The sequence below is a fragment of the Methylobacterium sp. genome, assembly GCF_028290105.1.
Taxonomy (GTDB): Bacteria; Pseudomonadota; Alphaproteobacteria; order Rhizobiales; family Beijerinckiaceae; genus Methylobacterium.
In genome coordinates, this window is sequence record NZ_JAQGKL010000154.1 from 59205 (window position 1) to 65204 (window position 6000).

The 6000-nt window shown below is 68.4% G+C and carries 8 protein-coding genes; all 8 read right to left on the reverse strand.

Going from position 1 to position 6000, the window contains the following annotated elements; genetic code table 11:
• Window positions 1-117: 117 nt before the first annotated feature.
• A complete protein-coding gene (gene folK / locus JWQ05_RS11295; RefSeq protein ID WP_299658536.1) occupies window positions 118-612 on the reverse strand; it encodes a 2-amino-4-hydroxy-6-hydroxymethyldihydropteridine diphosphokinase in 495 nt (164 codons plus the stop codon).
• On the reverse strand, window positions 609-983 hold the full coding sequence (folB, locus tag JWQ05_RS11300) for a dihydroneopterin aldolase (RefSeq protein WP_299658537.1): 375 nt from the start codon (window positions 981-983) through the stop codon (window positions 609-611). The genes folK and folB overlap by 4 nt, the downstream gene beginning before the upstream one ends.
• Window positions 980-1753, reverse strand: coding sequence for a dihydropteroate synthase (gene folP / locus JWQ05_RS11305; protein WP_299658548.1), 774 nt, complete (start codon window positions 1751-1753; stop codon window positions 980-982). The genes folB and folP overlap by 4 nt, the downstream gene beginning before the upstream one ends.
• A 294-nt stretch (window positions 1754-2047) precedes the next feature.
• Entirely contained in the window at window positions 2048-2434 is a 387-nt protein-coding gene (locus tag JWQ05_RS11310; protein ID WP_299658538.1) for a hypothetical protein, read from the reverse strand.
• The gene (locus JWQ05_RS11315; RefSeq protein WP_299658539.1) at window positions 2415-3119 is read right to left on the reverse strand and encodes a hypothetical protein; all 705 of its coding nucleotides are present in this window, start codon (window positions 3117-3119) and stop codon (window positions 2415-2417) included. Before JWQ05_RS11315 ends, JWQ05_RS11310 begins: the two co-directional genes overlap by 20 nt.
• Window positions 3116-4273, reverse strand: coding sequence for a pyrroloquinoline quinone biosynthesis protein PqqE (gene pqqE / locus JWQ05_RS11320; RefSeq protein ID WP_299658540.1), 1158 nt, complete (start codon window positions 4271-4273; stop codon window positions 3116-3118). The genes JWQ05_RS11315 and pqqE overlap by 4 nt, the downstream gene beginning before the upstream one ends.
• Window positions 4270-5367 carry a pyrroloquinoline-quinone synthase PqqC gene (gene pqqC, locus JWQ05_RS11325; RefSeq protein WP_299658541.1) on the reverse strand — a complete coding sequence of 366 codons (1098 nt, stop codon included), beginning with the start codon at window positions 5365-5367 and terminating at the stop codon, window positions 4270-4272. Before pqqC ends, pqqE begins: the two co-directional genes overlap by 4 nt.
• 144 nt (window positions 5368-5511) lie before the next feature.
• Window positions 5512-6000: MBL fold metallo-hydrolase (locus tag JWQ05_RS11330; protein WP_299658542.1), on the reverse strand; the 489-nt coding region annotated here is incomplete at its 5' end.

A 6000-nucleotide genomic window follows, 5' to 3' on the forward strand; every position in this document is an offset into this window, starting at 1 on the left:
ATTCCGGTCGATCGGTGTCGGTGGATCGGGATCGAACGGAACGGATGTGTCGGCGGTGACCCACCCCGGGATGGCAGCCATCGAGGCCTGCACAAACTAGGCGGGATCAGTGCCTGATCAGACCCGCACGATGCCCGTGGCGTCGAGGTTCGCCAGGGCGTCCCGCACCGTCTCGGGGCCGATGCGCAGATCGGGGGCGATCTCGGCCAGCGGCATCAGCACGAAGGCGCGCTCGCGCACGAAGCGGTGTGGCAGGATCAAGCGTTCGTCGGAAATCGCCGCCCCCTCGTAGGAAAGGACGTCGATGTCGATCACGCGCGGCCCCCAGCGCCGCTCGCGCACCCGGCCCATCGCTGTCTCGATGGCGAGCCCCGCCTCCAGCAGTTCGTGCGGGCTCAGGCTGGTCTCGACGCCGACGGCCGCGTTGAGGAACCAGTCCTGGTCGGTGTCGCCCCAGGGGGGCGTGCGGTAATCGGCGGAGCGCGCGGTCACCCGGATGCCCGGCGTGGCGGCGAGCCGCGCGACCGCGTCGGCGAGGGTCGCGGCCTTGTCGCCGATGTTGCTGCCGAGGCCGAGATAGGCGGCGTGCGTCGAAGGCCCCACGCCGCTCATCGTGTGGTCTCGCGCGTCCGCACGATCTCGATGGCGACCCCGTCGATGATCGCCGGCACCGGCGCACTCGGCTTGTCCACCCGCACGCGCAGTTCGATGATGGGTGGGTGCTGCTCGAGAATCTCGGCCGCGATGGCCTCCGCCAGGGCCTCGATCAGGGCGAAGCGCCGCTCGGTGGCGATGCGGACGACGATCTCGGTGAGGTCGGCGTAGCTCACGGTTCGCGCCACGTCGTCGGAGCGACCGGCGGGGGCGAGATCGAGCCGGCAATCCAGCGAGACGTAGAAGCGCTGGCCGAGCCGGGTCTCCTCGGCGAGGAGGCCGTGATAGGCGAAGACGGCGATGCGCTCGACGAGGATGCGGTCGCTCATGCGGGCCTCCGCATCACGGCGTCGACCACCCGCAGGGCGTCCACATGGGGCCGGACGTCATGCACGCGCACGATCTGCGCGCCGAGGGTGGCCGCCAGCACGTGACTGCCGACGGACCCGAACAACCGGTCGACGGGCCGGGTCTCGGCGTCGTGCAGGCGCCCCAGCAGCGATTTGCGCGAGACCCCGACGAGGACCGGAAAGCCCAGGGCCACGATCTCGGGCAGGCGCCGCAGCGCTTCCAGGTGCTGCTCCCAGCTCTTGCCGAAGCCGATGCCGGGATCGAGGACGATCTCGCTGTCCGGAATGCCGGCCCCGCGTGCGATGGCGAGCGAACGCTCGAAGAAGCGCAGCATGTCGGCGACGATGTCGATCGACGGATCGATGGACTCGCGGTTGTGCATGACCATCACGGGGGCGCCGTGATCGGCGGCGACCCGGGCGATGTCGGGCTCGCGCTGCAGACCCCAGACGTCGTTGACGATGCGGGCGCCGGCCGCCAGGGCCACGCGGGCGGTCGAGGCCTTGTAGGTATCGATCGAGATCGGCACGGGCAGGCGGGAGGCGAGGTCCCGGATCACCGGCAGGATGCGGGCCTGCTCCTCCTCGGCCGAGACCGGAACGTGGCCGGGCCGGGTGGATTCGCCGCCGATATCGACGAGCGCCGCGCCCTCCGCCACCAGCGCCTCGGCCTGCGTGCGGGCGGGGTCGAGATCCGCGAAGCGTCCGCCATCCGAGAAGGAATCCGGCGTGACGTTGAGGATCCCCATCACGAGCACGCGCCGCCCGAGATCCGGCAGGAGCGTCGTCAGCGTAGCCGGCAGGTCTGGGGGCACGGGAGTCTCATCGTCGGAAGAGCGGGCGCGCGGCCAGCCAGGGTTCCGCTGTCTTTGGACGCAATGGCGAGAGGGAGCAACGCCCGTGCCGGCGCCGTGTCCGCAAAACGGACGGCGCCCCGCGCAAGGCCGTCCCCGAAGGAAAGGGCCGACGCGAGGCGCGGACGACGTTCGGATGGTCGGGCCCCTCGTACAGACCCTCTCGAGCCGGACGAGGGTTCGCGTCGTTCAGGTGCCGCCGCGATAGCAGCGGATTTCGGCCTCGGCCTGGGCGCGGCGGAGTTCCGCGACCTGATCGTCGAAGACCTTGGTGGACTTGAAGGCGGTGGTGCGCTGGCCGATGCCCTGACGCAGGGAGAGCACCGTGCTCGCCTGGACGTACTTGTCGTAGGTCAGCAGCGAAGCGAGGGCGTCGAGGGAGCAGGAGCAGCGCGAGAGGGATTCCCGCGACTGACCGTTGGCCGCCATGCAGCCGAAGATGTAATCGGCCCGCGCCTCGGTGGGATAATCGTTCTCGAGCTCGACGGACGCGGCCGGGCCCGTCACGAGAGAGCCCGACACGAGCGCCACGGCGCAGGCGCCTCCGGCAAGGCGCTTAACCAGCGTTCGGATCATAGGTCAGATTCTCCTGGAGGAGTTCGCCACCCTCGGAATTCTTCGCCGCGGCCTCGATGGAGACGAGCTCCCCGGGCACGGCGTCGGACGTCACGAAGGTGTATTTCAGGGTCTCGAAGCCGCGCATGCGCTCCTTCATCTTGTCGTCGAGGAAGGGCTGGGTCTCCACGCGCCAGGCGGCGACCTTGGCGCCCTTGTAGTCGACTTCGGTCTGCGTGACGGTGGCGTTCTCGCGCAGGCTCTTGCGGATCGCGTTCTTGATGTAGCGCGGGTTGGCCATCAGCACGCGGGCGAGATCCATGAGATGATGCTCGAGGAAAAGCGACATCACCGGATTGCCCGGCATGTCCTCGAAGGGACCGGCCGGGAAGCGGTTGGCACCGGAGAACATCGCCACGCTGATATCGCGGTTGTCGGCACTCTTGCCCGGCTCGATGCCGAGCTTGATCGTGTCGTTGAGCGGCGGTCCGAACGGCCCCTTGGAGATGCCGCTGCGGCGCAGGTAGCTGTAGGTCAGCGTCGAGCCGGGCGCGGCGTTCTTCATCTGCGGCTGCTCGAAGAGCAGGTCCGAGGCGTTGGGAGCCGCCGTGCTGGCTTTCGTGGCAACAGGCATTTCGGGAGTGGCCTGGGCGAGCGCAGGCGCGCTCGCGAGCATCAGCAACGCGGCGATCGTCACGGGTTTCAAAGCGGCGCTTCCTCGTTCAGCGGCGTACGCACATTGGGCTGCACGTTACTGCCGATGGTCCGGTAGACATAGTCGGGCGGGGTCTCGGCCGCTTCCTCGACGGCGAGATCACGCACCTTGGCGTGGAGGGGGGACAGCGAGCAGGCCGGGTCGGTGGCGGCCGCATCCCCGGCGAGAGCCAGGGCCTGGCAGCGGCAGCCGCCCCAATCCTTCTCGCGCCGGTCGCAGGAGCGGCAGGGCTCCTTCATCCAGTCGGTGCCGCGATAGGCGGTGAACGCCGGCGAGTTCGCCCAGATATCTCCGAGCGAATGGTCGGACACGTACCAGAATTCGAGGTTCGGGATCGTCTCGGCGGCGTGGCAGGGCAACACCTTGCCCTGCGGCGTCACGTTCATGAGCTTGCGGCCCCAACCGCCCGCACAGGCCTTGGGGTACTTCGCGTAATAGTCCGGCACCACGAGATCGATGACGAGCTGGCCCTTCAAGCGCTCGCGGGCCGCCTCGACGATGCGGATCGAGCGATCCACCTCGGCCTTGTTCGGCATCAGGGCGGCGCGATTCACGTAGGCCCAGCCGTAATACTGGGTGTGGGCGACCTCCAGTCGCTTGGCCCCGAGCTTCACCGCGAGATCGATGAAGCCCTCGACCTCGTGGATGTTGCCCCGGTGAATCACCGAGTTCAGGGTCAGGGGCAGGCCCAGCTGGGTCACCCGCTCGGCGAAGGCGAATTTCTGGGGCTGGGCGTTCTTCAGGCCCCCGATCTTTTCCGCATTCGCCGCGTCGACGCCCTGCACCGAGAGCTGCACGTGATCGAGGCCGACATCGTAGAGCGCGTCCAGCTTGGCGAGCGCGCCGCCGACGCCGGAGGTGATCAGATTGGAATACAGGCCGAGCTTGGCGCAGGTCTGAGTGATCTCGACGATGTCGTTGCGCGCGGTCGGCTCGCCGCCCGAAAGATGGACATGGAGCACGCCGAGGCCCGCCGCCTCCGTCAGCACCCGCTGCCAGGTCGCGGTGTCGAGCTCGCCCGAGCGCCGGTCGAGTTCGAGCGGGTTCGAGCAATAGGGACAGCGCAGGGGGCAGCGGTGGGTGAGCTCCGCCAGGAGCCCGACCGGGGCCGGAAGGGCAGTCGCGTTCGGCGTGATCGCGTTCATCGCTCCAGAACCCGTTTGGTGGCCAGATCGTTCAGCATCACGAGGATGTCGGCCTCGATCACGGCGGGATCGGCGGCGAATTTCTGGCCGAGCAGGCCGGCGATGTCGCGGACATTCCGCTGGCCGTCGACCAGTTCCAGGACAGCCACCGCGTTGGCGTCGAGGTCGAAGGTGCGCTCCGGCGCCAGCAGGACGTGCTGGTTGCGCACGGCATCATGGCGCAGGCGCACGCCGCGCGGCAGGCGCGGCACGTCGAGCGCCGTGATGGTGCCGGTACCGGCCGCGAGGGAGACCGGAGATGCGGTCGCGGCGGGCTCGGGCACCAACCCGGTGCCGGGCGTCCAGGCATCCGGCGGGATCATCCCCGGCGCCACGTAGGCGAAGTACAGGGCGTCGAGCTGCGTCCACAGCACGTTGCATTTGAAGGTGAGGGCGGCCATGGCCTGGCGCTGCAATGCCGGCGTGGTGGCATGCTTCTGCACGTACTCGATGGCGAACTCGGCATCGCGCGGCGCCTGGGTCAGGCGCTTGTCGAAATAGGCCAGGGTGTCCTTGGTGATGAAGTCGTAGTTCTTGAGCATCCCGGCCACGCGCTCGGAGATGATCGTCGGCGAGAACATCTCGGTGAGGGAGGAGGCGATGGCCTCCAGGAGCGAGCGCTCCTTCACGAAGTGCACGTAGGCGTCGACCGAGAACCGGGTCGCCGAGAGGATGCCTTGCGTCGATTCCACGTAGTCGCGCGCGAACCCGACGCCCTCGGCGAGCTTCAGCCACCGCTCGATGCCGCCGTCGCCCGGCGCGTCGCCGTCATGGTCGACGATGCGCTGGCGCCAGACCCGGCGCAGGCTCGCATCCTCCATGCGGGCAAGCACGGCGGCGTCCTTCACGGGGATCATCGCCTGGTAATAGTAGCGGTTGAGCGCCCAGGCGCGGACCTGATCCTTGTTCAGCTTGCCGTCGTGCAGCAGCCGATGGAACGGGTGCAGGTTGTGATAGCGGCGCGCGCCGATGTCGCGAAGCGCGGCCTCCAGTTCCTGAGGGCTGAGCAGGCGCTGGGCCTCGTCGGGCTTCGGAGTCGGGAAGGGCGCGGTCATGGCGTGGCTCGCGTGTGGATGGGGAGCGGTTTTAAGAACTTTTCTTAACCGATCGCGCGCCGTGCCGTGAAGACCACGCGCATTCCGACGCAATTCAATCGGACACAATGTAAGTCGTCGGCACTAAATTGCCAGATGCTCGCCCTACGAAAGGTGGAGCGTCAAACCGTCGTGGGCCACCGTCCAACCCGAGGCCTCGACCTGCCGGCGCTCCTCGGAGTCCTCGACGAGGACCGGGTTGGTGTTGTTGATGTGCACGAAGACGCGTCGGCCGATGGCCACGTCGGCGAGTGCCGCGATGGAGCCGCCATCCCCGGTCATCGGCACGTGGCCCATGCGCCAGCCGGTCTTGGTGCCGACGCCGGCGCGGATCATGTCGTCGTCGAGGAGCACGGTCCCGTCGAACAGAAGAGCATCGACCCCGGCGATGCGGTCCTTGAGGCCGTCGGTGACGCGGGCGCAGCCGGGAATGTACGCGACGCGCCGCCCCCCCGCTTCGATCATCGCGCCGACCGTCGTCTCGGTCTCGGCACCGATCTCCATGGTCTCGTCCTCGAGCCACAGGGGCACCTTGCCGGGAACGGAGAACAGCGTGACCGTCAGGCCGGGGACCGGCTCGAAGGCACGATCGAG

Bases quoted from the DNA above. Each gene is read 5' to 3' on its own strand.
- folB (WP_299658537.1), bottom strand. From the start codon at position 983: ATGAGCGACCGCATCCTCGTCGAGCGCATCGCCGTCTTCGCCTATCAC.
- JWQ05_RS11310 (WP_299658538.1), bottom strand. From the start codon at position 2,434: ATGATCCGAACGCTGGTTAAGCGCCTTGCCGGAGGCGCCTGCGCCGTG.
- pqqE (WP_299658540.1), bottom strand. From the start codon at position 4,273: ATGAACGCGATCACGCCGAACGCGACTGCCCTTCCGGCCCCGGTCGGG.
- pqqC (WP_299658541.1), bottom strand. From the start codon at position 5,367: ATGACCGCGCCCTTCCCGACTCCGAAGCCCGACGAGGCCCAGCGCCTG.
- folK (WP_299658536.1), bottom strand. From the start codon at position 612: ATGAGCGGCGTGGGGCCTTCGACGCACGCCGCCTATCTCGGCCTCGGC.
- folP (WP_299658548.1), bottom strand. From the start codon at position 1,753: ATGGGGATCCTCAACGTCACGCCGGATTCCTTCTCGGATGGCGGACGC.